Here is a 24,085-nt window from a genome sequence, read left to right as displayed (position 1 = left end):
AAAAAGAAAATAGGAGTCAGATTCCCGCGCCCAATCCCTTAAATCGTTTAATAAGAAAAAACAAAAAAAACGGAAGTCATCCTCCGTTTTTTTCCCTTTACAACATTAACCGTTTCAACTTTTCGTTTCTTGATTCCTGTTCCTCCTGGGTAGACAAGTCATACTTCTTCAATAGATGAAAAAGTTCATTCAATGTTTCCTGCGAATTCCCTTTTTCCAGATATCGATCTAATGTTTGACTTATTTCGCTTGGTAAAAATCTCTTTTGACTTTCAAATTTCAGCCTGACATCTTGCTGCGAATGATTAAGATTGCATGCACCCATTTAAATTCACCTCTTACTTATCTTGATACTATCTTGTATTATAGTCATTACCTTGTCAATTCTTCATCCTGCTTATAGTAGTCCTCGACCTTGATGAACTCCGGCGAGGTATGTGTGGCCATGATGCCATGATAACTGATATCCAATCCGAGTTCTTCTTCTTCTTCAGTGGATCTGATAGGCAGCCAAACATTTATAATTTTAAAAACGAACCATGTCAATGTAAAGCCCCAGATGCATAACACCACTAATCCTAATGTTTGAACTCCGAGCAAATGCCATCCCCCACCGGCGAACAATCCGTTTTCAGTGGAGAAAAGCCCTACCGCTATCGTACCCCACATCCCTGATGCCGCATGAACAGGAAAGGCGCCAACCGGGTCATCAATTTTTCGGGTTTCCAGCCAATTGGTCGCAGCTAACATCAACATTCCAGAAACTGCTCCAATCAACAATGCCGAAAGATCACTAACGAATGCACAGCCAGCCGTAATCCCGACAAGACCTGCAAGTGATCCATTGATGACGGAAGGTGCATCCGAGCGTCCATATCTAAAAAGTGTATAAAGCAAGGTTGCCGCTCCCCCTGATGCAGCTGAAAGCATCGTGACAATTGCAATATGGCCAATGCGTCCATCAGTAGCTTGCAAGGTGCTTCCAGCATTAAACCCAAACCAGCCAAACCATAAAAGAAATGCCCCAACAGATGCCAGTGGGAGATTGCTCGGCAGTGAAATGGAGCTAGTCCCCCGTGAAGTGAATTTTCCTGCTCTCGGCCCGATTACAATGGCGGCCGCAAGTGCAGAAAAACCGCCTAGTGCATGTATGACTGCTGACCCTGCGAAGTCCTGCATGCCTAACAAACTTAACCAGCCACCACCCCATACCCAGTGACCGGCAATCGGATAGATGAATGCCGTCATCATTACGACAAAAATAAGATACGCCCGAAAATTGATCCTTTCTGCAACGGCTCCCGAAACGATGGAAACTACCGCGATGACGAATGCCCCTTGAAATAACCAAAATGCGTCGATGGAAATCGTAAGGTCTATATGCGACAAATCACCTTTCAGCAGAAAGCCGCTTGCTCCAATAATTCCAAATACATCCGCTCCATACATTAAGCCAAAACCAACGACGAAATAGCAAAGCGTTCCAATCGTAATATCGGCAAAAACCTTCATGATGATGTTCACATTATTCTTCGTACGGACGAACCCTGCCTCCAATAAAGCAAACCCGCCCTCCATCAATAGAATCATGGCTGCTGTCAGAACCACCCAAATCGTATCCAAGCCAGCGTTTAACGTTTCTAGAGTCATCTTGGGGTTCCCTCCGCTTTCTGCCAGGCCATTATTTCTTTAATGATGTCTGATGGTAAATTAATTTCCCGTTTTTCCGGTTCAGCTTCAAGTAAACCGATCATCTCATTTAAAAAAGCGACCTTCTGTTTTATTTTCTCGATTTGTTTATATCTATCTTTAACATTCACCAAATGCTCAACGGCCTGGTGATGACTTGGAGCACGCCCTGTAAAAAAACGTTTAAATGGTGATAGGGATTGATACCAAGCTTCCTCAGCTCTTCGTTTTTGCTCATATTTATGAATTTTACCTTTAATCGATTCAATTTCCGACTCTTGGTTGCTTTTATGGAATAGCAGTCCTTTTACAACTTCTTCAGATGAAATTTCAAAAACAACTCTACTATATAAATCATCATGAATATAAATGTCATATCACCTCACGTAGTCACGTTATGTTTTCTAATTATATTAATAATTCTGAATTCAGTCAATAATTAAGAAATAAAAACCACTTTGCGTAATGAATGATATTAACCTCACTTTTTGTCTGTTGTCCTTCATTAATCAAACGTTTGATTAATGGACTGAGATAGTTAACTCATCCAGATAAATATTGGAAGGTATAGATAATCATTTTTTTCTTATTCTAAACAAGAAGATATAAACTAGGGAGGTCCTATATATGACAGTAATAAACGATGTCAAAACAACATTAGCCGGGCTGAAAAGTGCTCAAGCGAGCTTTGAAACCTTCGCCCTTTCAACAGATAATGAGCAAGCCAAACAACTGTACCAGCAAGCTGCCCAACAAACACAAACGATTGTGGACAGCATCACTCCTCGCATTGAAGAGATTCAAAATGAGGAACCTCAATATAAGCAATAATCATTCATATAAAAAAGGGTGGTTAAGGCAACCAGCCCTTTTTTGTATCCATTCATTTCTTTTCTATATCAAGCGTTTTTCCGTCCTTACCGGACTTATGGTGTATTGAATTGGCGGTAATGCAGCTATATCTGTTATGGAACGGCACCAATATATTCAAATTGGCGAATCATTTATGTTAATACTGGGTTTTACCTTAGCACTGACAATACTCATACATTGGGGTGGTTTATAATGCTTACGGGGCATCGCACATGGGTGTTTGATCAAAAGCCTGTCATCGTCTCCACAGGAACTGTCGGCGGTCCATTTGAAGCAGACGGTATGCTTGCGGATGATTTTGATCTTCTCCATTCCGATTTATGGATAAATCAAGATACCTATGAAAAGGCACATAAAGTCTTATTGGAAGAAGCGAGCACAAAAGCAATCGAAAAGGCTGGTCTTCAGAAGGAACAGATTCAATTTTTCCTTGGAGGCGACCTTATCAATCAAATAACACCTACCAGTTTTGCCTGCCGAACACTGGGAACGCCTTATCTCGGCTTATTTGGCGCCTGCTCCACCTCCATGGAGGGATTGGCGCTTGGTGCTTATCTTGTCAATACCAAAGGAGCAGAGTATTTATTGACAGGAGCATCAAGTCATAACGCCGCAGTAGAAAAACAATTCCGCTACCCAACTGAATACGGAGGGCAGAAACCTCCAACAGCCCAATGGACCGTTACAGGAGCCGGCGTGGCTTTATTAAGCAGCGCCGGGGAAGGACCAAGGGTCACTTCAGCTACGATAGGCCGGGTCATCGACATGGGCCTCACTGACCCTTTCAATATGGGAGGTGCCATGGCCCCGGCCGCCGTGGATACGATTGAAGCCCATTTAAGAGAAAGAAACCTCGACCCATCCTATTATGATCTGATAGTGACCGGGGATTTAGGGAAAATTGGACATGAAGTTTCTCTGGAATTATTTAAGAAACATGGTACGCCGATTAAAGTGGAGCAATATAAAGATTGCGGTTTAATGATATACAGGGATGGTCAACCCGTCCTGTCCGGGGCAAGCGGCCCAGGATGTTCCGCAACCGTCGTTTATGGTCACTTATTGAATCGCATGAAAAAGGGAGAAATAAAACGATTGCTCGTCGTGGCTACAGGTGCTCTATTATCTCCCCTTTCCTTTCAACAAAGTGAGACGATTCCATGCATTGCCCATGCCGTATCGATTGAATATGAGTAACCACAACCATGATTTACTTGTGTAACGGGACAGATAAGATTTGAAGTATACAAACAGACGCCTGCTCATACCGGATGAACATTCTGCGGAGGTGGTTTCGGAAGCGTTAGCGGATGCGGAAAAGACTGGATTGTTCGGTTGTTGCCGCTCGCATGTTTGAAGTAACCGGTGCATGGGATAACAGCCTGGAGTGTTCTGACCCATAGACCTAAAGATTAGGAGGATGCTGCATGACGATAGCTTCCAATGTAAAGCAATGTGTATCTAGCCTAAAAGGAGTTGAAGCAGGTTTATCCAGCTTAGCACTCCGGACTCAAGACGATGAATCTAAACGCATCTTACATGAAACGATGCTGGTGGTGAATGAAGTTATTAAGGATGTACAGAAGCGCGTAGGCGAGTTAGAAAGGGAAGAACCGCAATATAAAGGTTTTTAATGACCATGATCAAGCAGGAGGTGTTTGGTAATGCCGGGTTGGATAGAAATTGTTTTGCGTTCATTTTTCTTTTTAATTGTTCTTTTTTTGATCACTAAAGTGTTAGGAAAAAAACAATTATCCCAGCTCTCCTTTTTTGAATATGTAACGGGCATAACCATTGGTAATGTTGGGGCAGAATTAGCTACAAAAGTGGAGGGCAATATTATACATGGCGTACTGTCCATTCTCGTTTTTGCCATAGCACCCTTCATTGCAGGTTTAATATCCTTAAAAAGTAAAACTTTCCGTGATCTTGTGGAAGGAAAAGCATCGGTTTTAATCAAAGATGGGAAAGTCATGGAAGATAATTTAAAAAAAGAGAAATATACCATCGATGAATTGTTAGGATTGCTCCGGAAAAAGGATGTCTTCGATATTTCTGAAGTTGAGTTTGCCTTATTGGAAGCCAACGGGGATTTTTCCGTAATGTTAAAGAAGCAAAATCAACCTATAACAGCCAAGGACCTTAACTTGCCTGTAGCTGCAGTAAAGGAGCCACAAACCATCATTATGGACGGCAGCATACTTGATGAACCACTTTCCACGATTGGTCTGAACCGAAATTGGCTTCATACTGAATTGGATAAGCTGGGTGTACTCCTAGAAAATGTGTTTCTTGGTCAAGCTAATTCTAACGGAGAATTAACTGTGGACCTTTATGATGATAAGCTTAAAGTTCCTTCCCCTCAAGAAAAACCTCTTTTGCTCGCGACCTTGAAAAAATGCCAAGCGGACTTAGAGTTGTTTGCCCTTGGAACTGAATCAAAGGAAGCTAAAGAGATGTTCAGCAAAAATAGCGAAAAGCTGCAAAGGGCAATAGATGAAGTAGCCTATATCTTAAGGAACTAATTATTCCTTACTTTCATAAGCGATGTGATCAGTCCAATGATGACGATCGTCACACATGAAAAAAGAAAAATTTCGATCCCTAAGGTAAATGCTGCAGCTGAAATGATTAGTGTATCTATGACGATAATCGCCAAAGCAATATCCATGGAAGTAGATTTTGAGATGATTTTAGCTAACATATCCGTTCCCCCGCTGCTTGTCTCATATCGAAGCATGAGTCCTATGCCCATCCCTATGATGGCACCGCCAATCAAAGAGCTTGTTAGTATCGAAATGGAAAAGACCTTTTTCAATGGATTAAGCCAATCCATAAAAAGGGATGTCAAAAGCAATCCGTGAACGCTGCTATAGAAAAAAGGCCGTTCATAGTACCAGGCATATAAAAATATAGGAATACTAAGGATCAACATGGAAAGCCCCGTTTGAAAACCAAAGAAATAATGAAGGATAAGTGCAATCCCAATAACGCCGCCATCTATTAAATGATGGGGAACTAAAAAACCATTGATTCCAATGCCCACCAAAAAGCTACCAACAATTACAGCCACCGCTTTTTGAAAATTAATAAAATCACCTTGCCTCCCAATCCATATATTCCTTAATATATGTCCAAGTCAAAGCGTCAAGAATAAACATGAAAAAAAAAAAAAAAAAAAAAAATGTCCCTCCCTTCCCCTCAAACTAATTACGGTAAAAAGGTCCCGATCATTTAGACCGGGACCACAGTTTGTAGGGAAAAGCGCGTCTAGGGAGACCCGCGGAAAACGAGTGCCTTAAACAAAAATCAACGTCCAAATTGTACAAGCCATAAAAAAACTGTAGGCCCAGTCAATTAGACCGGGCCACACTCATTCATTTCAACTCTAATAACACTACATTTTCAACATGTGTCGTCATTGGGAACATATCGACAGGCTGGATATCAACCGCTTTATATCCGCCTTCTTCCAATATATGAAGATCACGCGCTAAAGTGCCTGGGTTGCATGATACGTATACGACTTTGTTAGGTTTCATCTCGATGATCGTATTCAGAAGGGATTCTTCACAACCTTTGCGAGGCGGATCCACAACGATGACATCCGCAGTGTTGCCCTTTTGATACCATTCAGCAATAACGTTACCTGCGTCGCCGACCATGAATTCTGCATTTGAGATTTCATTCAATTCAGCGTTGCGGCGTGCGTCTTCTATCGCATCTTCGACCACTTCGACACCGATTACTTTTTTCGCCTTTTTAGCTAAAAATAAAGAGATGGTTCCAATGCCGCAATAAGCATCTATCACCGTTTCTTCACCCGTCAGCCCTGCATATTCAAGAGCTTTATCATAAAGGACTTTCGTTTGGTCTGGATTGATTTGGTAGAAGGATTTTGCTGAAATCGCAAACTTCACATCACCGATCATATCATGAATCACTTCGTCGCCCCATAGTACAGTCATTTTATCGCCTAAGATAACATTCGTTTTCTTGGAATTCACGTTTTGAACAATGGATTTCACTTGCGGAAGACGTTCAACGATTTCCTTCACGATGGTTTCGATGAAAGGAATACTTTTCGTTCTTGTAACAAGAACAATCATTAATTCGCCTGTTTGCTTGCCATAACGGGCCATGATGTGCCGTAAAACACCTTTATGTGCCTCTTCATTATAAGCAGGAATACCAAGTTTACTGAAAATCTCCTTAACAACTTGAACGGCTTCATTGATCACTTCATTTTGGATAATGCTTTCTTTCGTTTCAACAATTTCATGTGTCCGCGGTTTGAAGAATCCAGCTATTAGCTTGCCATCCTTTTCACCAACAGGTACTTGCGCTTTATTGCGATAGTGGGTCGGGTTCTCCATCCCGATGATCGGGTGAACCTTCGCATCCTCAAGTTTCCCGATTCGTGTCATCACTTCACGCACTTGCTTTTCCTTGAATTCCAACTGTCCTTCATAGCTCATATGCTGCAGCTGACAACCACCGTATTTAGGGTAATCTTCGGTCGTGACGTCAACACGGTATGGACTGTTTTCGATAATCTCCATCAAGCGGCCGAAGCCATAACCCTTATTAGCTTTCATCACTTTAATTTTTGCTTTTTCACCTGGAAGGGCGCTCTGAACAAAGATCGGGTAGCCATCGACTTTAGCGACGCCAGCCCCTTCATGTGTTAAATCTTCAAATAAAACCTCTATAATATCATTTTTAGCAACTGGTGCTGTTTTTTTCATATCATCTTCTCTTTTCTTTTTTATGCTAGCCTGTATTTTACCACAATAGAGGCCTTGTCACAAAACCACTCACCAATTTACCTTGGTTTTCATAAAAATATAGTGGAAGGAATTACGGATTTTTCATAGTTCCATGAATAAAAGTTCACTAAAAAAAGAAAAATAAGGAAAAACAGATGAGGTGAGGAAATGGGTTTATTTAACTCTATATCGGCCTGGAATGCTACAAGGTTGGAAAAACATCGTGCAAGTATGGAGGAAAAAGGCCTCTGTCCAGATTGTTACGGACGTGGATACAGCTCCTTCGTACCTACGGAATATCATTTTTCCGATATACACGACTGTCCCGGCTGTAATGGCACCGGCGCTTACGCTGATTGGGCCGCCATGAATGGACAGCAAATGTAATCGCATACAGTGCCATATATTAAATGAGTAAAAAGAACCCCCTGTTAAACAGGAGGTTCTTCTATTTCCTTTACCATATAGCGAAATTCATGACCGCTAATCGGAATGGTTTTAATTTCCACATACCCCAATCTGCCATAGAGACGATTCGCCGCTTCATTTTCCTTTTCAACAACCAAAGAAACCCTTGGATATCCCTTATGTTTAGCGTATCCCTCAACATATTGAATCAGTGCACTGCCAATACCTTTTCCTTGAAAATCCGGGTCGACGGATACTGTATCCAAATAAAAGTCTCTCATTTCCGCTTCCTTATCGAGCGTAACGCTTGGGTCTTTCATCTTCATCCTTAATTGTTTCACTATCGGTTCATCCAAGCTTTCGGCATCCTTGCCATGGTAAGCAATGATCAATCCAGATACTTGTCCATCATGTTCACTGACAAGCGTATTTTCATAGCTGACCCGATTCCCACTTTTCCTGAACAAATCGGCAAGAACGGAAAGTATCTTTTCTTCTTCCGTTTCACCTGTCAAAACCTCTGCAATTTCCTTAATCGCTAACCGGGTCAATACGGCTGCCTTTTCTGCATCCTCCGGTGTCGCTTTCCTGATATACATGTTTGTAATTCTCCTTGCTTCATTAAACTGAAAAGGCCACCAGATTCAGTGGCCTCTTCAACCTATTTATTTGCCGGATCATCCGGCAGTATTCCTTGCGGGATGAATACATCAAAGTGGCGGTACTGATTTACGAATTCAGCTGGGGCCATCCCGCCAAATTCCCCATCCAAGTTAAGCATCATGTCCTTTTTGGCATGTACTTTAATTCGATTGGCTTTTTCATAAATGACGTTTTTATCATGTATATGTTCACCGCGCATTGCCAATGTTGCGACACGGACAATATCAGCGAGGTTTGCCTTTTTCAAAATAAGCAACGTGAACATCCCATCATTCAAAGAGGCGTCAGGAGCCAGTTTCTCGAAGCCGCCGACCGAATTCGTGTTAGCCACCAAGAAAAGCATGATCTCTCCTTCAAAAAGCTTTCCATCATATTCAATAGAAACTTCCGTCGGCTTAATTGAAGGAAGCATTTCAATTCCTTTAATATAGTAGGCTAGCTGACCAAGCATGGTTTTCAGCTTGATTGGCACGTCGTAGGTCAATTCGGTCAATCTGCCCCCGCCAGCAATATTGATGAAATACTTATCGTTCATTTTCCCGATATCGACCGGCATCGTATGCCCACCGGCTATAATTTCGGCCGCTCCTTCGATCGACTTCGGTAAATGCAGCGCCCGGGCGAAATCATTGGTCGTTCCCGTCGGAATGATTCCTAGTTTCGGACGTTTCTCTGCAGTGGCCAGTCCATTAACAACCTCATAAATCGTACCGTCGCCCCCTGCTGCAATAACTACATCATAGCCGCGTTCAATCGCTATCTTAGCCGCTTTCGTCGCATCCCCGGCACCGGTCGTCGCATGTGCAGAAGCTTCATAACCAGCTTCTTCAAGTTTTGCTAGCACACCTGGCAGGCTCTTCTTAATGGCTTCCCGGCCCGAAGTCGGGTTGTAAATCAACCTTGCTCTTTTCATTTCCCATCATCCTTATACATATTGATTCCATAATTTACATCTTAATCCTTCGTTACATGAAAAGCAATATTCGAAAAAAAGAGGACCGTATTTCGGTCCATATCTTTTACATTTTACTAGAAATCGCATCAGGGAAAATTATAATGCTTTTTACAATTTTATTCTAGTAAATGATTTCAATCATGGATATTGAACGTTCACGTTAAATGTATCGGTAACCATTAAAGTATGTTTCCCATCACCAGTATTGAATATCCCATTCTTTTTTACAATGCCTTCATCACTTGTTCCTTTTTTCACATCAGTCATCTTCCAGCCACTCTCGGGGCCTTCAAGTTCCTCGACCCCTCTAGCATCTATCTTGATATCACTATTATCCTGAAGGACTACACTTAGATTTCCGCTGTCCTTCACACTCCAGTCATTCAAGAGCTTTCTAGGCTTCAAGACAAGATCGGTACTTTGTCCGTCAATTTCCACTGCCAATTCAGCAGGGATTATAAGGGTTGCCTTAAGATTCCTTGTACCACTGTCCAAAAGTCCATTTTGACTCGGTAAATCCTTGAAGCTAATATAAAGAGTATCACCATTTCTTTCAACAAGTAAATAATCTTCCGCTTTGTTCAACAATGAATCATCATCTTCCATTACCCGCTCACCATATGTTCCAAAAACGGAAACTTCTTCGTCCTTACCACTTTCAATTGTCAATGGGTATGAACCAGTGTCCAGGACAACTCTCTGTATGCCCTTTCCTGCCTTTTGATTGAAACCAGGCAAATTGACCGTTTTCTCTTCACTATTAACGGCAGCCCTAACTTGATCCAACAATCCGCTGGATGTAAGCAGAATTAAAACTATTCCCGTCGTTCCAAGCAATCCAACGAAAAGAATGCTAAGAATATCATACTTTACAAAAGAACTTTCTTTTCTGGAAAAATAAATATAAAAGAGAATCTCTGCACCCAAGATAATGAACAGCAACGGCCACCACGATAGCAGAATCGTCGTCAAATTCATATCCGAAATTTGAGAAACGAGTAAAACAAAACCCAAACCAACCAGGGAGATCCCCATTGAAATCGTTCCGACTCTCCATGTTCTCATTTAGTCTCCTCCTCGGCTCTACCTTTTTTACTTCCCGACAGCAGTTTGATTCCCCCGCCTATGAGAAGGATGCATACAAGTCCTTTTTGAAAATAATCTCTAAACCAATACTCCAAGTTGCTTCCAATCCATTCATCCAAATGAGGGGCAATGGCCGGGACGATTATATTACTGGCCAAGAAATAGATTCCAATTCCCACCAACCCCAATCCTAGCCATTTTTGGTGATTGACCATACCCGAAATGATGGGCGTATCTTCTACTGGTCCCTCTTCCATTTTCGAGGCTTTTTGCAATCCATCAAAAAAACTATAAAACCAGATAATCGGAATAAGGAAAAAGAAGAAACCTAACCGGAGTAAATCCAGTATGTAAATGGCGAATAAAAAGCCGGCCATCAATTGAATTCCACGTTTTTGCAGCCCCAAATATAAGTGACCTGCACCAGGAAAAATGGCGAGTAAAGTCGCGACCGATTTACTCTTCTTCCCGGATTCCCTTCTCTCCTCGAAGTCTTCCAAAACGGTCCGATCGATAAGCTCCTCACCTCTTTGCTTTTTATTCAGCTGTTGAACAGAATCAAAAAAGCTGTAAATCCAGATAACAGGCAATAATGCCATGAATATCAACAGACCTTCCAATTGTGTCATCACACTGATGAATACAACCATGATGCCAAGGCCTAAAAAGCCGATGAGAAAAATGAGTCCCCGATTCATGAGACCCAGCTGAAAATGCCCTAATCCTGGAACGAATGACAGGATGATTACATAAAATCTTTCCGTCTCCGGCTGATCGGCCCCTACATTCTCTTCATTTTTAGGATTCCTCAGTGAGGTGACCACCAAATCAAATATACTGATGAAATAAAACACCATTCCAATAACGGAAAAAGCCAGAAATGCATCCGATTGACTGATCAACGAAAGAAATAGACCTCCAAGCCCCAATCCAGCCGTGGCAAGAAAATAAAATAACCCTTTATATTTCCTTCCTAGGTAAAAATGTCCGAAACCTGGCAGAAACGATAATAAAAAAGCTAATACCGGACTTTTATTCATTTCTAAACCCCTCCTTATTCTTCTTTTCGATTGTGTCCATCCAATTAAATGTTTTATCAATAAGTCCATCGGTTAAGGACTGCGTTTCCCTTCCGCTGCTTGATTCCACAGAATCCACGTATTCCGTCAATGATTGAAATACTCCGCCTGCCATCAATAAAATGGTAAACCCGGCCGCGATCAGATAATGTCTTGTAATCGTCCGAAGTGATTTCTCTTTTCGGTGTTGTTTAGCCTCTTCACCAGAACCTTCTTTCAATCGGCTAATCGAGTCCATGACCGGACCTGCAATATCAAATCCTTCGATGTCCAGACTGGTTTCTTCTTTTTCCATCGCTTCCATATAGGCGGACAAACACTTGTCACAGGAGTATAGATGATTTTCATATTCAATTTTTAGAGCCTCTGGTATTTCATCTGCCAAATATGCAACCCATTCTGCTTCAGGAACATGATTCACGAAAAATCCTCCTCTTTCCAATGTTTTCTCATCCAATTTCTTGCCCGATATAGCTTTACCTCGACAGATTTCACTTGAATATGCTGTTCCTCTGCAATTTGCTTGAATGTCTTTTCCTTTATGTAATAGCTATATACAACATCCCGATATCCCTCTGGAAGGTCATTCAGCTTCCGTAATACTTGCTTTCGCCTTTCATTCAGAAAGAATACCGCCTCGACATCATCCGTTAAGCCCAAATTAGCTTCCGATGAATGTTCTTCCTGCAATTCTTCCTTTTGGCGTTCCCTCTTTCTCTTTAAATCGATTGCATGATTTACCGCAATTCGGGTAATCCAGGTTTTGAAACCTTGGTTCTTATATTGAGGAAGAGAGGTGTAGATTTTGATAAAGACTTCCTGGGTAACATCTTCTGCATCCTTTTGATTCCGCAAGACGGAATAGACGGTCCTATAAATCGTCTGTTTATATGTTTCAATCAACATTCGGAATGCATGATCATTCCCAGCCCTTACCTTCTCAACTAACTCATCCGTCACTTCTCTTCCTCCTTTCCTTTTAATCATTCATGTAATAGACGCACAAAAAGGAGTTACCCCTACAGATAACTCAAAAATTTTTTCGCTTTTTCACAGTAAAATCTTTTCTTAATCAAGAGAAAACCGTACCACTTTAAAAGTGATACGGTCAATATTAACGTTTATTGATTTCTTCCACCAAAATTTTATTAACAAGCTGTGGATTGGCTTGTCCTTTTGTCGCTTTCATGATCTGTCCGACAAGGAAGCCGATTGCTTTTTGTTTACCGGCCTTAAAATCTTCAATTGATTGCGGGTTATTATTCAATGCTTCTTCAACGGCTGTACGCAATGCGCCTTCATCGGAAATTTGGACTAGTCCCTTCTCCTTGACGATCGTTTCAGCATCCCCGCCGTTTTCAATCAATTCTTTGAAAACTTTTTTAGCTATTTTAGAAGAAATCGTGCCATCTTCAATCAGCTTGATCATTCCAGCCAACGATTCAGCAGTCAATTTGACTTCATGCAGCTCTTTACCTTCTGCATTCAAGAAGGCGGAAACCTCACCCATGATCCAGTTAGATGCCAGTTTTGCATCAGCTCCTGAAGCGACTGTCGCTTCAAAGAAATCAGCACTTTCTTTCGTTACCGTTAAAACGGCTGCATCATATTCAGGTAAGCCAAATTCTTCGACATAGCGTTTTTTCCGGGCATCCGGAAGTTCCGGAATCTCGGCAGCGATACGCGCTTTCCATTCTTCATCGATATGAATTGTCAATAAGTCCGGTTCCGGGAAGTAACGGTAATCATCGGAGCCTTCCTTAATTCGCATTAGTACCGTTCTGCCTGTAGCTTCGTCGAACCGGCGTGTTTCCTGTTCGATTATGCCGCCTTCATTCAAGATTTCCGCTTGGCGGATTTCTTCATGCTCCAACCCTTTGCGGACGAAGTTGAATGAGTTCAAGTTTTTCAATTCGGTTTTCGTACCGAATTCTTTTTGGCCGACAGGTTTCAAGGAAATGTTGGCATCACAGCGAAGTGAGCCTTCTTCCATTTTACAATCGGAAACGCCGGTGTATTGAATGATGGATTTCAATTTTTCCAGATATGCATAAGCTTCTTCTGGGGAAGTGATATCCGGTTCGGATACGATTTCAACTAGAGGCGTACCTTGGCGGTTATAATCACAAAGTGAATAGTTCCCTTTATGTGTCAGCTTTCCAGCATCCTCTTCCATATGAATGCGGGTAATGCCAATTTTCTTTTTCTTGCCGCCCACCTCAATCTCAATCCAACCATGCTCACCGATCGGCTGATCGAATTGTGAAATTTGGTATGCTTTAGGATTGTCCGGGTAAAAGTAGTTTTTCCGGTCGAATTTCGTAATCTCCGCCACTTCGCAATTCAGGGCAATTGCAGCCTTCATTGCAAAATCAACAGCCTTTTTATTGACGACAGGCAATACACCTGGGTAGCCTAGGTCGATTACAGTCGTGTTACTATTTGGAGCGGCACCAAAATGATTTGGGCTCGCTGAGAAAATTTTAGAATCCGTTTTTAATTCTACGTGTACTTCTAGACCAATCACCGTTTCAAAGTCCATTTTTTTCACCCCTTACAGCTTAGGAAATTGTTTATGAAAATCTGTTGCTTGCTCAAATGCGTGAGCCGCGCGGTAAATCGTGCTTTCATCAAAATGCTTACCAATCATTTGCAGTCCAAGCGGAAGACCATTCGCTGCGAATCCACATGGCACGGATATACCCGGTACACCAGCAAGATTGACTGGAATCGTCAAGATATCATTTGCATACATCGTTAATGGATCGTCGACTTTTTCACCAATTTTAAATGCAGGCGTAGGTGTAGTCGGCCCAACGATGACATCGTATTTTTCAAAAACATCTTCAAAGTCTTTTTTGATTAACGTACGTACTTTTTGAGCCTTTTTATAATAAGCATCATAATAACCTGAACTTAAGGAGAAAGTTCCAAGCATGATACGGCGTTTCACTTCGTCACCGAATCCTTCTGCACGGGTTTGCTTATACATTTCTATAAGTGTTTCTGCATTATCTGTACGGTGTCCGTAACGCACACCGTCAAAACGTGAAAGGTTAGCCGAAGCTTCCGATGAAGATAGCAGATAATAGGCAGCTAAAGCATATTTGGAATGCGGCAAGGATACCTCTTCCCATTCAGCTCCAAGCCCCTCTAATACTTTTAATGCTTCAAGTACGGAATTACGTGCTTCTTCACCAACGCCTTCACCAAGATATTCCTTAGGCACAGCTATTTTCAATCCTCTAACATCGCCTGTTAATGAATTCACAAAATTCGGCACGTCAACATTGGCAGAGGTCGAATCCATTGGATCTACACCTGAAATCGCTTCAAGCAAATAGGCGTTATCTTCAACCGTTCTTGTAACTGGCCCAATTTGATCCAGTGAAGACGCAAATGCTACTAGTCCGAATCGGGAAACCCGTCCATATGTAGGTTTTAAGCCGACAACTCCACAATAGGCAGCTGGTTGGCGGATCGATCCACCCGTATCGGAACCTAAAGAGAATAGGACTTCACCGGAAGCGACAGATGCAGCTGAACCGCCCGAAGAACCGCCTGGCACATATTCCGTGTTCCAAGGGTTGCGTGTTGCCTGAAATGCGGAGTTCTCATTGGAAGAACCCATCGCAAACTCATCCATATTCAATTTCCCGATCGTAACCGTTTCTGCTTTCTGTAGCTTTTGAACAACGGTTGCATCATAGATTGGATCAAAGTTCTCCAAAATTTTGCTCGCACAAGTCGTACGCAAATTTTTAGTGACAATATTATCCTTCACTCCGATTGGCATACCAAATAAAGCGCCTTCGTTCTCGCCTTTTACCAATTGATCATCCAATCGTTTTGCTTGATTGCGGGCGTTTTCTTCATCAAGTGTCAAAAATGCCTTCACCTTGTTCTCTACTTGTCCGATTCGCTTATACGATTCGTTAACAAGATCAGTGACACTTATCTCTTTCTTATGTAAGCGTTCATGAAGCTCAGAAACCTTTTGTTCGAACAACGACATCATTGTCCCTCCTTATTCAATTATTGATGGTACACGGATATATCCTTCTTTGCTATCCGGTGCATTTTTAACTACTTCTTCTACTGGCAATCCCGGTTTTGCGACATCTTCGCGCATAACATTCTTCATATCCAAAACGTGAGAAGTCGGGTTTACTTGATCCGTATCAAGCTCATTCAACTGCTCCGCGAATGAAATCATTTGGTCAAGCTGATGCTGAAACTGTTGTGCTTCTTCTTCCGTAATGGCCAAACGAGCCAAATGGGCAACGTGTTTAACTTGTTCCATAGAAATACGTGACATTCTCTTCACCTCCGAAAAAATATCCAAATCGACTGAATTTCGTCGCTTTTCTCCATATAATCATCGTTTAAATCATATCAAACTATTACACAGTAAAGCAACAAGAGATACAATGTCGAAATTCAATTATTTCATAAGGAAAAAGAGATATTTTCCGGGAAATATGGGAAAGTTGCCGGAATTTCCGGGGAAATGACAATAAGTCCTTTAAAATTCGACAAATGTTCCCTTTTTAAAGCAGTTGCTCCCTAAGATGGAAGGGTTTACTTCCTGTTTAAAGGTTATTTTGGATACATTCCCATTTAAAAGCGGGACACAAAAAAGATGAAGCCGCTAAGCTTCATCTTTTTTCATTCATATATATGAACGGTTGGTTCGTCCTGATTCGCTTCACGGACTATGAGTGCTTCAGGTCCATTTACAGAGGTGATGGATACCTGTACGGCAATATAGTTCGGGAAACGTTCCATTACAAGGCCAGCAACATATTGGGTAAAGCCGATCGCTTCGGAGTTCCCATAAAATTGAATGGGGATATCGATGTTCAGACTTTGCAATTGATCATCCATATAGAACGCCCTGCCGATGACTCCGTTAAAGTTAGGGAAGTATTCTTCGACATCTTCTTTAAAGTTCGTGAATGTATTGACGTCATCACGGTATTTTTTTTCAGCCCCTGCAGAAGGAAATAGGAAATACTCTTCGTCCAGGTTCGTCCATTTTCCAATATTGTCAGAGTTTTTATCGATATTCGTATAGGAAATGAAATTCCCAGGGACTACTGAAGATTTTTCATTTTGCTCGAATAAGGCAATCGTAATCGGAACATTTTTCAGCTTGTCCATTTTACGCAGCCTTTTCAGGACTTCTGCAGCAATTTTCTCCCCTTCTTGCTTTAGCTTGTTACTATCGATTTTATTTTCATAGGTGGCACCGAATTCTTCCTTTTGATAGTAATGCACTGAATTCAACGCAAGACCTATTACAACTCCGCCAAGGCTCACTGAATTATCTTTTGTTTTCACCAAGTAATTATGTTCTAAAATATGGGCAAGATAGATCGGATTTTCTTCATTCCGCTTATCAATGTCACCTTTACCCGGATCAACCGGATTCAAGCCAAGGTTCTCTGAGGCTTTCTTCTTCTTTTCTTTCAACTGACTATCGGTATATTTTCTGTTCAGCCAGGAAGATATCGTGGAACTATCTAGCATTTGCCCCTCTTGAAACAGGTAATCTTCCGGGTCGAATTGGGTTTGTGCCAACCGCATCAAACCATTTTCGAATTCTTCAATGTCATATCGGGTATTTAGATTGGATACGACCAAACCGCGTGCTTTTGATGGTTCAAACGGTAGGATTGTTTGATAATATTCTTCCGAAATTTTATACTTCGGAATAATTGCCGATTCTTTTTTGTCTTTGGAGTCTTGAACTACCTCTTGCTTATCCTCAAAACTAGGCGCACATCCAGCAAGAAGCAGTATAAGAATCATCCCCAAAATAGAGTGTTTCCTCATAGCTACACCTCTTATTTATTTAGTTCCTCAATCAGTCTCTCTTCATCCCATACCATGACGCCTAGGCTTTCAGCTTTTTCCAGTTTGGAACCGGCATCTTCGCCAGCTACGACCAAATCGGTTTTCTTGCTGACACTTCCAGCAACATTAGCTCCTAGCGCCTCTAATTTCTCTTTTGCTTCGTTACGTGTTAACTGATGCAGTTTCCCCGTTAAAACGACTGTTTTACCGGAAAAAATGGAGTCGATATCTTCTATAGAAATAGCTCTTTGCCCTTTGAAAGTAAGATTCACACCGGCTGCATCCAGCTCATTCAATAATGCATGGACTTCTTCCAATTCAAAATAAGCTACGATGGAATCAGCCATCTTATCGCCTATTTCATTAATGGCCGTTAGTTCTTCACGGCTCGCCCTGCTTAAGGCCTCCATCGTCCCGAATTCCCTCGCAAGCGTCTTGGCAGCTTTGGAACCAACATGGCGAATGCCCAGCCCGAATAGTAATTTTTCCAACGAGTTGGTCTTCGAAGCTTCGATTGCTTGAAGAAGTTTATTGACGGATTTATCCCCCATCCTTTCCAAAGCAATCAGTTGATCGTATGTAAGCTTATAAATATCAGCCACATCTTGTATGAGTTCTTCTTTAAATAACAAGCTAATCACTTTTTCACCAAGACTGTCTATATTCATTGCTGTACGGGAAACAAAGTGAATCAAACCTTCCCGTATTTGTGCAGGACACTTCGGGTTGATGCAGCGTAAAGCAACCTCCCCGTCCAGCCGGACAAGTTCACTGCTGCATTCCGGGCACTCAGTCGGCATCTGGAACTCGACTTCTTCCCCTGTACGGCGGTCTGCCAGCACATTGACTACCTCTGGAATGATATCGCCCGCTTTTTTCACGACCACTTGATCTCCGATTCTGATGTCCTTTTCACGGATTAAGTCTTCGTTGTGAAGTGAAGCTCGCTGTACAGTGGTACCTGCTACCCGAACGGGATCCAAAACTGCGGTAGGGGTCAATACACCCGTACGGCCAACATTCAGCTCGATATCCCTTAGGGTTGTAATGACTTCTTCAGCTGGGAATTTATAAGCAATCGCCCATCGCGGACTTTTTGCAGTAAATCCTAATTCATCCTGCTGTTCAAGGGAATCCACCTTTACGACAATTCCATCAATATCATAGGCTAAGTTTGGACGTTGTTCCGTCCATTCTACTATATAGGCCAGCACTTCTTCTATATTCGAGCATCTTTTTCTTTCCCGATTCGTCTTAAATCCGAGTCGATCCAATAAATCCAGACCCTCACTGTGGGAACGGACCCCTGTTTCGCCCAAATCGGCAATCGCATAAAGGAAAATATCCAAGTTACGTTTCGCAGCAAGTTTTGGGTCAAGCTGCCTTAACGAGCCCGCAGCTGCATTTCTTGGGTTTGCAAATGGTTCCTCACTGCGTTCTTCCTTAGCCTTGTTTAATGATTCGAATGATTTTTTTGGCATGAACGCCTCACCGCGCACTTCTATGGCAACCGGCTCCCGCAGCTTCAATGGAATCGATTTGATCGTTTTTAAATTAGCGGTAATATCTTCACCGATCGTTCCATCTCCACGGGTTGCCCCTCTTACGAAATATCCATTTTCATATTGAAGAGTGACGGCAAGTCCATCAATTTTCAATTCACATACATAGGAAAAATCGTCACCTACAGATTGTCTGACCTTTCTGTCAAAATCCCGTAAGTCACTTTCATTGAAGGCATTGCCTAAACTAAGCATTGGTGTGGTATGCTCCACTTTTTCAAACATATCCAAAATGGCGCCACCGACCCGTTGTGTCGGTGAGTCCGCCGTTTGCAGTTCCGGAAATTTCTCCTCATACTCAATAAGTTCACGGAGCAGACGATCATATTCAGCATCAGGTACTGATGGCTGGTCCATGACATAATATTCATAGCTGTATTGGTTCAACAGCGTTTGCAGCTCTAGAATTTTCTTCTCTGCAGCTTGTAAGTCCATACGTTCAATCCTTTCTAAAGAAGACTCCACCGCACTTCTTATAGAAGAGCGGTGTCTAAAGTCAGATATCCCTATTCTTTACCAGTGGAAGCATATTAATCTTAAGCCTTTTCAACTGGTGCAAATTTCGCCAATAGCCGCTTGATTCCGATTGGACTTGGAAAGGCTATATCCAATTCCTTCCCTTCGCCTTCTCCTTTTACGCTCACCACGGTTCCTATTCCCCATTTTTTATGGGAGGCACGGTCACCGACAGCCCAGCCGATCTCTTCGCCGCCCGTTGCGGATGGCGCAGAAACAGCTCTTCCGAAGGCAGGCACTTTTCTTGTTGAAGCAGTTGAAGGAGATCCGGTTCTCGAAGAACTGAAAGGTGTTTGCCTAGCTCTAGGAGCCGGTTTCGGTTTTAGATCTTCAAGAAGTTCCTCTGGTATTTCACTAATGAAACGGGAAACGGGATTCATGCTCGTCCGTCCATACAATGTCCGCATTTGGGCATTGCTTATGAATAGTTCATTTTCAGCCCTTGTAATTCCCACATAAGCCAGACGGCGTTCTTCTTCCATCTCCTCTTCATCCATAAGCGATCGGCTGTGAGGGAATACCCCTTCTTCAAGGCCCAATAGAAAGACCACCGGATATTCAAGTCCCTTCGCTGAATGCAGCGTCATCAACGTTACCGTATTTGTAGCTTCTTCAGTATTCTCGTCAAGTTGGTCTATATCTGCAACCAACGCAAGGTCAGTCAAAAAGCCCACCAATGATTTGTCTTCGCTGTTATCTTCGAATGCTTTCGTAACAGATAAAAACTCATCTATATTTTCAAGGCGGCTTTGTGATTCAATCGTTTTTTCTGCCTGCAGCATCTCACGGTAACCGGTTTTCTTAATGACTTCCTCCACAAGTTCCGTTACGGATAAGTATTCCTGCTGATTTGTATAATTAGTGATCAGCGTATGGAATTCCCTTGCCGCTTTGGTAGCCTTCCCGCTTATCCCTACCATTTCCACAGATTCCAGTGCTTTATAAATGGAAACATCATATTGATCTGCATAATCTGCCACTTTATCCATTGAAGTTGCACCAATTCCGCGTTTTGGTACATTGATTACACGGCGAAGACTGATGTCATCATCAGGATTCGCAATAAGGCGAAGATAGGCAAGTAAATCCTTAATCTCTTTACGGTCATAGAACTTGGTGCCCCCGACTATTGCATAATTTATATTGGATTTAAGCAGAACTTCCTCCATGACACGTGATTGTGCATTTGTTCTGTAAAGTATTGCTATATCTGAATATTTCCGGCTGCCATCCTGGACTAACTCATTTATCTTTCCGGCTACGAATTGCGCTTCCCCTTGTTCATTGTCTGCACGGTAATAGAATATCTTATTGCCATCTGCATTCTCTGTCCAAAGATTTTTCGGCTTCCGGTTTTGATTGTTATCGATGACCTTATTCGCCGCTGCAAGAATCTTTTTCGTTGAGCGGTAATTCTGTTCAAGGAAAATCATGTTGGCATTCGGATAATCCTTTTCAAATGAAAGGATATTCGCGATATCCGCACCGCGCCAGCGATAGATCGATTGATCGGAATCCCCGACAACACAGAGATTACGGAAGCGTGAAGCCAGCAGTTTAACAAGCATGTATTGAGCCCTGTTCGTATCTTGATACTCATCAACATGAATGTATTGAAATTTACGCTGATAATATTCAAGCACCTCAGGTACGAGCTGGAACAATTGAATCGTCATCATGATCAAATCATCGAAATCGAGCGCTGAATTTTTACGCAGCCGTTTTTGGTATTCCGTATATACATCGGCAGTTACTTTAGTGAAGTAATCAGACGCCGTCTTCAGGTACTCTTCCGGCCCGACCAATTCATTTTTCGCTGAACTGATGCTACCCAAAATGGCACGATAATCATATTTCTTTGTATCCATATTACGGTCTTTCATGATTTGTTTTATGACCGATTGCTGATCCGTTGTATCCAATATCGAGAAGTTCCTATTAAATCCGATACGGTCGATATCTCTTCGTAAAATACGGACACACATCGAGTGGAAAGTCGAAATCCAGATATCTTCGGACGCACCGCCAAGTATGGCTCGGATCCTCTCCTTCATCTCACGTGCCGCTTTGTTGGTGAACGTGATTGCAAGGATGTTCCAAGGCGCTATTTCCTTCTCGACCATCAAGTAAGCTATTCGGTGAGTCAGCACACGCGTCTTTCCACTTCCTGCCCCAGCCATGATTAAAAGTGGGCCATCAGTTGCTTTCACTGCTTTTTGTTGCTGTTCATTCAAACCTATTAGTAATTTTTCCGCTAAATATTGCATTATCACACCACCTATACGAACATTCGTTTCTGTTTTAGTATACTATATTTATTACATGTTTTCATTTAACTGCCGAAACTGTTGCAAGTGCCACTTTCAAATCTTCATAAATCACATTGCCGACAACGATGACATCCGCAATCTTGGACATCTCTTTGGCCTGTTCAACTGATTTTATCCCACCGCCATAGAATAGTACGGTATCCTCCAAACTCTCTTTGGCAGCTTCCACCATCTGGACATCGCCATAATCACCGCTGTATTCCAAATAAAAAATCGGCAGGTTGAACATCTTTTCTGCCATCATCGCGTATGCACCCACATCATCCATATCCAAATCGGTATTGGCTTTCGTCAACTGGGCCGCCTTGCACTCAGGATTCAGGATACAGTACCCTTCAACGAAAATTTCATCCCAATTCAAAAGGTATCCATATTCCTTGACTGCTTGCTGATGCAGTTTCATCATCCAATCCGGGTTGGTGCTATTCAGGACACTCGGAATGAAATATAAATCAAACCCCGGGGTCACGGTTTCAACAGAAGAAATTTCCATCACACATGGGACGGTATATCGTCTGACACGTGCCATTAAATGAAGCACATTCTCTAGCGTGATTCCATCCGTTCCCCCGACCATGATTGCATCAGTACCGGATTCACAGACTTTCTCTAGGGCCTCATCACTTATTTCTTTATTTGGATCGAGTTTGAAAACATGTTTCCACTCGCGAAAATCGTACATTATAATCCTCCATTCACACTTCCCATTACACCATTATAGCATTAAGATTTTTCATTAAAAAAGAGAAGTATCGATAAAATGTTATTACCAAATGGAACCTCTGAATCTAAAATCCAATATAACACGGATATGGTTGAAAGACAGCCGGCAAAGAGAGCCCTGAACTCAAAATAAAAAGCCGGGAAATGAATTCCCCGGCTTTTTATTTTGATCGAAAGAATTAGGATTCAGTTGTTTCCTCAACGTTATCCTTAATACGGTTAAGTGCCATGGAATAAGCATCATTTCCGTAATTCAAGCAGCGTTTGACCCTGGAAATCGTAGCCGTGCTTGCACCCGTTTCCGTTTCGATTTTATGATAGGTTTTACCTTCTTCAAGCATGCGGGCTACTTCAAGACGCTGTGCCAGTGATGAAATTTCATTAACTGTGCATAAATCATCAAAAAATCGATAGCATTCGTCCAAATCACGCAAGGAAAGGATCGACTTAAACAGCTGATCCGTTTCTTTTCCTCTTAACTTATCAATTTGCATGTTACTCCCCCTCAATTTCATGGGTATCAAAATGAGACGTCTCCAACTAAACCAGGTTCATCCGGAATAATATTGATCCAGGTTTTCCCTGGAATCAACCCTACTTCTTTATCGTTTTTCACTGGTATAATCCGACCATCCTTATTAACCCATTCTACTTCATTCGCTTTTCCTTTTTGAAGTAAATAACCATTTCCGCCACTTTTCAAGTCGATTTTACGACGCCCTTTATCGTCGATCACTTGATGAGCAGCCTCAATGATCAATATATTATCCAGTAAAATAGGTTTATTCGATTTATGCTCGACTGTTTGCTCTCCGTTCGAATAACGTTTATATTTCTCTTCCGTGGCTTCGTATTCATACTGTACATCATACTCGTCTGATCCGTAGGAAACCTCGGTTTTCAATGCCGGTTCCCCTTGAAGTCCAGCTGCCTCTTCCTTTGTAAGGAAAGCATAATGCTCCGGTGCACCATTCAACTCATATCCCTTTTCCTTCGCGCCTTTTTGGATATCCTCAAAGGAAGTGTAGGAATTATGCGGTGCTTTTCGATCTGCCGAACGTTGAAACAAAGTACCATCATAATATAATCCGTTCAAGTTATCAATATACCCTTTGTCCAGCATGGTTTTTGCCTCGGGGCTGTTTCCATGACAGACATAGATGCAATCAAGGCCTTTTGCCAATTCGATATAATAGTCCCTTGCACTCCGGATCGGACCGATTTGGCTTGGCATTTCACTTTGGAAGATGGCTAAAAATCTGGTTATATCACCTTCTGCGAGCATTTCAAAGACGATATCCGCTTCTGAGAGGCCCGATTGTGGGCGTGCTTCCGGATGGTTATTAATCATCACTGCTGCAGCCCTGCGCTCACTGTCTTCATCGGTGGCTATACCTGTTAGTGGAAACTCATTGGAAGGTTCATTTTTCACATCTGTATTTTTGATGACAGCTTGGTCTTTCGGCTTATTGTCATCCGATGCAGAATCTTCTTTCGTAGAACATCCTGCCAGCAGTAAAATAGCAATAACGATGAAAAGAACTCTCTTTAGGTTCATCTTTCCACTCCTCTG

Annotated in this window: 25 protein-coding genes; 5 read left to right on the top strand and 20 right to left on the bottom strand. The window is 42.1% G+C overall.

Annotation, left to right across the window (positions count from 1 at the left end):
- Window positions 1-97: 97 nt before the first annotated feature.
- From ACQKMF_RS19455 to ACQKMF_RS19445, 3 genes are read right to left on the bottom strand one after another with little or no spacing between them, the layout of a single operon-like run.
- Entirely contained in the window at window positions 98-325 is a 228-nt protein-coding gene (locus ACQKMF_RS19455; RefSeq protein WP_101224995.1) for a group-specific protein, read from the bottom strand.
- 47 nt (window positions 326-372) lie between these two features.
- Window positions 373-1,650, bottom strand: coding sequence for an ammonium transporter (locus tag ACQKMF_RS19450; protein ID WP_402944690.1), 1,278 nt, complete (start codon window positions 1,648-1,650; stop codon window positions 373-375).
- On the bottom strand, window positions 1,647-1,823 hold the full coding sequence (locus ACQKMF_RS19445; RefSeq protein ID WP_402944693.1) for a hypothetical protein: 177 nt from the start codon (window positions 1,821-1,823) through the stop codon (window positions 1,647-1,649). The genes ACQKMF_RS19450 and ACQKMF_RS19445 overlap by 4 nt, the downstream gene beginning before the upstream one ends.
- A gap of 493 nt (window positions 1,824-2,316) precedes the next feature.
- Between ACQKMF_RS19445 and ACQKMF_RS19440 the strand changes: the two genes are divergently transcribed.
- The 4 genes from ACQKMF_RS19440 to ACQKMF_RS19425 all read left to right on the top strand — a co-directional run bounded on the left by ACQKMF_RS19440 (window position 2,317) and on the right by ACQKMF_RS19425 (window position 5,087).
- A complete protein-coding gene (locus ACQKMF_RS19440) occupies window positions 2,317-2,520 on the top strand; it encodes a DUF1657 domain-containing protein (protein ID WP_101224998.1) in 204 nt (67 codons plus the stop codon).
- 234 nt (window positions 2,521-2,754) lie between these two features.
- Window positions 2,755-3,759, top strand: a complete 1,005-nt coding sequence (spoVAD, locus tag ACQKMF_RS19435) for a stage V sporulation protein AD (protein ID WP_427574525.1) — start codon at window positions 2,755-2,757, stop codon at window positions 3,757-3,759.
- A gap of 230 nt (window positions 3,760-3,989) precedes the next feature.
- Window positions 3,990-4,196, top strand: a complete 207-nt coding sequence (locus tag ACQKMF_RS19430; protein WP_101225000.1) for a DUF1657 domain-containing protein — start codon at window positions 3,990-3,992, stop codon at window positions 4,194-4,196.
- Between the two features lie 30 nt (window positions 4,197-4,226).
- On the top strand, window positions 4,227-5,087 hold the full coding sequence (locus ACQKMF_RS19425) for a DUF421 domain-containing protein (protein WP_402944698.1): 861 nt from the start codon (window positions 4,227-4,229) through the stop codon (window positions 5,085-5,087).
- On the opposite strand, the gene ACQKMF_RS19420 is transcribed toward ACQKMF_RS19425, so the two are convergent.
- Both ACQKMF_RS19420 and rlmD read right to left on the bottom strand, forming a co-directional pair.
- The gene (locus ACQKMF_RS19420; RefSeq protein WP_402944701.1) at window positions 5,084-5,608 is read right to left on the bottom strand and encodes a YitT family protein; all 525 of its coding nucleotides are present in this window, start codon (window positions 5,606-5,608) and stop codon (window positions 5,084-5,086) included. The two genes, ACQKMF_RS19425 and ACQKMF_RS19420, sit on opposite strands and share 4 nt — an antisense overlap.
- A gap of 331 nt (window positions 5,609-5,939) precedes the next feature.
- The gene (gene rlmD, locus ACQKMF_RS19415; protein ID WP_427574522.1) at window positions 5,940-7,310 is read right to left on the bottom strand and encodes a 23S rRNA (uracil(1939)-C(5))-methyltransferase RlmD; all 1,371 of its coding nucleotides are present in this window, start codon (window positions 7,308-7,310) and stop codon (window positions 5,940-5,942) included.
- A gap of 181 nt (window positions 7,311-7,491) precedes the next feature.
- Here rlmD and ACQKMF_RS19410 point away from each other — a divergent pair, with 181 nt between their 5' ends.
- Window positions 7,492-7,701, top strand: a complete 210-nt coding sequence (locus ACQKMF_RS19410; protein ID WP_427574520.1) for a hypothetical protein — start codon at window positions 7,492-7,494, stop codon at window positions 7,699-7,701.
- Window positions 7,702-7,762: 61 nt separating this feature from the next.
- Here the strand turns inward: ACQKMF_RS19410 and ACQKMF_RS19405 are convergent, their stop codons facing one another.
- The 15 genes from ACQKMF_RS19405 to ACQKMF_RS19335 form a co-directional block, all read right to left on the bottom strand.
- Window positions 7,763-8,338 (bottom strand): GNAT family N-acetyltransferase, encoded by a 576-nt coding sequence (locus ACQKMF_RS19405; RefSeq protein ID WP_427574518.1) that lies wholly within the window; start codon window positions 8,336-8,338, stop codon window positions 7,763-7,765.
- Between the two features lie 62 nt (window positions 8,339-8,400).
- The gene (locus ACQKMF_RS19400) at window positions 8,401-9,315 is read right to left on the bottom strand and encodes a diacylglycerol kinase (protein WP_101225006.1); all 915 of its coding nucleotides are present in this window, start codon (window positions 9,313-9,315) and stop codon (window positions 8,401-8,403) included.
- A 180-nt stretch (window positions 9,316-9,495) separates the two neighbouring features.
- Complete coding sequence (locus ACQKMF_RS19395) at window positions 9,496-10,422, bottom strand: LiaF transmembrane domain-containing protein (RefSeq protein ID WP_427574516.1); 927 nt, start codon at window positions 10,420-10,422, stop codon at window positions 9,496-9,498.
- Window positions 10,419-11,483 (bottom strand): hypothetical protein, encoded by a 1,065-nt coding sequence (locus tag ACQKMF_RS19390; protein WP_402944710.1) that lies wholly within the window; start codon window positions 11,481-11,483, stop codon window positions 10,419-10,421. Before ACQKMF_RS19390 ends, ACQKMF_RS19395 begins: the two co-directional genes overlap by 4 nt.
- Window positions 11,476-11,943, bottom strand: coding sequence for a hypothetical protein (locus ACQKMF_RS19385; RefSeq protein ID WP_101225009.1), 468 nt, complete (start codon window positions 11,941-11,943; stop codon window positions 11,476-11,478). The genes ACQKMF_RS19390 and ACQKMF_RS19385 overlap by 8 nt, the downstream gene beginning before the upstream one ends.
- Window positions 11,940-12,482, bottom strand: coding sequence for an RNA polymerase sigma factor (locus ACQKMF_RS19380; protein ID WP_230177948.1), 543 nt, complete (start codon window positions 12,480-12,482; stop codon window positions 11,940-11,942). Before ACQKMF_RS19380 ends, ACQKMF_RS19385 begins: the two co-directional genes overlap by 4 nt.
- A gap of 154 nt (window positions 12,483-12,636) precedes the next feature.
- Window positions 12,637-14,064 (bottom strand): Asp-tRNA(Asn)/Glu-tRNA(Gln) amidotransferase subunit GatB, encoded by a 1,428-nt coding sequence (gatB, locus tag ACQKMF_RS19375; protein ID WP_101225011.1) that lies wholly within the window; start codon window positions 14,062-14,064, stop codon window positions 12,637-12,639.
- Between the two features lie 12 nt (window positions 14,065-14,076).
- Window positions 14,077-15,537 carry an Asp-tRNA(Asn)/Glu-tRNA(Gln) amidotransferase subunit GatA gene (gatA, locus tag ACQKMF_RS19370; protein ID WP_402944718.1) on the bottom strand — a complete coding sequence of 487 codons (1,461 nt, stop codon included), beginning with the start codon at window positions 15,535-15,537 and terminating at the stop codon, window positions 14,077-14,079.
- Between the two features lie 12 nt (window positions 15,538-15,549).
- Complete coding sequence (gene gatC, locus ACQKMF_RS19365; RefSeq protein WP_076372748.1) at window positions 15,550-15,840, bottom strand: Asp-tRNA(Asn)/Glu-tRNA(Gln) amidotransferase subunit GatC; 291 nt, start codon at window positions 15,838-15,840, stop codon at window positions 15,550-15,552.
- A 350-nt stretch (window positions 15,841-16,190) separates the two neighbouring features.
- Window positions 16,191-17,360, bottom strand: coding sequence for a CamS family sex pheromone protein (locus ACQKMF_RS19360; RefSeq protein ID WP_402944721.1), 1,170 nt, complete (start codon window positions 17,358-17,360; stop codon window positions 16,191-16,193).
- An 11-nt stretch (window positions 17,361-17,371) separates the two neighbouring features.
- Entirely contained in the window at window positions 17,372-19,378 is a 2,007-nt protein-coding gene (gene ligA, locus ACQKMF_RS19355; RefSeq protein WP_427574512.1) for an NAD-dependent DNA ligase LigA, read from the bottom strand.
- Window positions 19,379-19,479: 101 nt separating this feature from the next.
- Complete coding sequence (gene pcrA / locus ACQKMF_RS19350; protein WP_101225015.1) at window positions 19,480-21,726, bottom strand: DNA helicase PcrA; 2,247 nt, start codon at window positions 21,724-21,726, stop codon at window positions 19,480-19,482.
- 61 nt (window positions 21,727-21,787) lie between these two features.
- Window positions 21,788-22,471, bottom strand: a complete 684-nt coding sequence (locus tag ACQKMF_RS19345; RefSeq protein WP_063235730.1) for a heptaprenylglyceryl phosphate synthase — start codon at window positions 22,469-22,471, stop codon at window positions 21,788-21,790.
- Window positions 22,472-22,691: 220 nt separating this feature from the next.
- A complete protein-coding gene (locus ACQKMF_RS19340) occupies window positions 22,692-23,006 on the bottom strand; it encodes a YerC/YecD family TrpR-related protein (protein ID WP_034306094.1) in 315 nt (104 codons plus the stop codon).
- Window positions 23,007-23,032: 26 nt separating this feature from the next.
- On the bottom strand, window positions 23,033-24,070 hold the full coding sequence (locus tag ACQKMF_RS19335; protein WP_101225017.1) for a DUF3048 domain-containing protein: 1,038 nt from the start codon (window positions 24,068-24,070) through the stop codon (window positions 23,033-23,035).
- Window positions 24,071-24,085: the final 15 nt, after the last annotated feature.

The sequence above is a fragment of the Peribacillus sp. NPDC101480 genome, assembly GCF_050277335.1.
In the GTDB taxonomy this organism is placed as follows: domain Bacteria; phylum Bacillota; class Bacilli; order Bacillales; family DSM-1321; genus Peribacillus.
The sequence above is the reverse complement of the archived record's forward strand: the minus strand, read 5'-3'. Positions and strand labels throughout refer to the sequence as shown.

Bases quoted from the DNA above. Each gene is read 5' to 3' on its own strand.
- gatA (WP_402944718.1), bottom strand. From the start codon at position 15,537: ATGTCGTTGTTCGAACAAAAGGTTTCTGAGCTTCATGAACGCTTACAT.
- pcrA (WP_101225015.1), bottom strand. From the start codon at position 21,726: ATGCAATATTTAGCGGAAAAATTACTAATAGGTTTGAATGAACAGCAA.
- ligA (WP_427574512.1), bottom strand. From the start codon at position 19,378: ATGGACTTACAAGCTGCAGAGAAGAAAATTCTAGAGCTGCAAACGCTG.
- ACQKMF_RS19455 (WP_101224995.1), bottom strand. From the start codon at position 325: ATGGGTGCATGCAATCTTAATCATTCGCAGCAAGATGTCAGGCTGAAA.
- ACQKMF_RS19405 (WP_427574518.1), bottom strand. From the start codon at position 8,338: ATGTATATCAGGAAAGCGACACCGGAGGATGCAGAAAAGGCAGCCGTA.
- ACQKMF_RS19390 (WP_402944710.1), bottom strand. From the start codon at position 11,483: ATGAATAAAAGTCCGGTATTAGCTTTTTTATTATCGTTTCTGCCAGGT.
- ACQKMF_RS19450 (WP_402944690.1), bottom strand. From the start codon at position 1,650: ATGACTCTAGAAACGTTAAACGCTGGCTTGGATACGATTTGGGTGGTT.
- ACQKMF_RS19345 (WP_063235730.1), bottom strand. From the start codon at position 22,471: ATGTACGATTTTCGCGAGTGGAAACATGTTTTCAAACTCGATCCAAAT.
- rlmD (WP_427574522.1), bottom strand. From the start codon at position 7,310: ATGAAAAAAACAGCACCAGTTGCTAAAAATGATATTATAGAGGTTTTA.
- gatC (WP_076372748.1), bottom strand. From the start codon at position 15,840: ATGTCACGTATTTCTATGGAACAAGTTAAACACGTTGCCCATTTGGCT.
- ACQKMF_RS19400 (WP_101225006.1), bottom strand. From the start codon at position 9,315: ATGAAAAGAGCAAGGTTGATTTACAACCCGACTTCGGGCCGGGAAGCC.
- ACQKMF_RS19425 (WP_402944698.1), top strand. From the start codon at position 4,227: ATGCCGGGTTGGATAGAAATTGTTTTGCGTTCATTTTTCTTTTTAATT.
- gatB (WP_101225011.1), bottom strand. From the start codon at position 14,064: ATGGACTTTGAAACGGTGATTGGTCTAGAAGTACACGTAGAATTAAAA.
- ACQKMF_RS19360 (WP_402944721.1), bottom strand. From the start codon at position 17,360: ATGAGGAAACACTCTATTTTGGGGATGATTCTTATACTGCTTCTTGCT.
- spoVAD (WP_427574525.1), top strand. From the start codon at position 2,755: ATGCTTACGGGGCATCGCACATGGGTGTTTGATCAAAAGCCTGTCATC.
- ACQKMF_RS19395 (WP_427574516.1), bottom strand. From the start codon at position 10,422: ATGAGAACATGGAGAGTCGGAACGATTTCAATGGGGATCTCCCTGGTT.
- ACQKMF_RS19440 (WP_101224998.1), top strand. From the start codon at position 2,317: ATGACAGTAATAAACGATGTCAAAACAACATTAGCCGGGCTGAAAAGT.
- ACQKMF_RS19335 (WP_101225017.1), bottom strand. From the start codon at position 24,070: ATGAACCTAAAGAGAGTTCTTTTCATCGTTATTGCTATTTTACTGCTG.
- ACQKMF_RS19340 (WP_034306094.1), bottom strand. From the start codon at position 23,006: ATGCAAATTGATAAGTTAAGAGGAAAAGAAACGGATCAGCTGTTTAAG.
- ACQKMF_RS19430 (WP_101225000.1), top strand. From the start codon at position 3,990: ATGACGATAGCTTCCAATGTAAAGCAATGTGTATCTAGCCTAAAAGGA.